Source organism: Pseudomonas yangonensis (genome assembly GCF_009932725.1).
Taxonomy (GTDB): domain Bacteria; phylum Pseudomonadota; class Gammaproteobacteria; order Pseudomonadales; family Pseudomonadaceae; genus Aquipseudomonas; species Aquipseudomonas yangonensis.
In genome coordinates this window covers 1-343 of sequence record NZ_BLJU01000075.1, presented here as the reverse complement: position 1 = coordinate 343, position 343 = coordinate 1, and the positions used below count along the sequence as shown (strand labels likewise).

Genomic DNA, 343 nt, shown 5'->3' with positions numbered 1-343 from the left:
CCAGAGTGCCGTCACAGGAAGTGGCCAGCAGCAAATAGCCGTTCACTTGGTCGTTGCCCTTGATTGCAGCGCCTTGGCCGGTTCGCGCCAGCGCCCAGAACTTGCGACCGCCCTTGAGCACTCCAGCGGTTTCCAGCTCGTAGCCGGAGACCTCGGTCAGGTCCCGGTAGAACTCCAGCACATCCTTGGGCTGCACGGTGTGGTAGCGGTGCGAGACCACCGACAGCGGTGCCTTGGTGTCCGAACGATAGAGCACCTTCTGTTCGGGGAAAGAATGGATCGCGCCCAGGTGGCCGATGGCGTCCGACTTGAAGTGCACGGGGCTTTCCAGGATCTGCCAGTC

The 343-nt window shown here is 62.4% G+C and carries 1 protein-coding gene; it reads right to left on the bottom strand.

Translation table 11 applies throughout. The annotated features are described in order from the left end of the window. On the bottom strand, positions 1-343 hold a 343-nt coding region (locus tag GYB81_RS23545), incomplete at both ends, for a DUF932 domain-containing protein (RefSeq protein WP_161897979.1).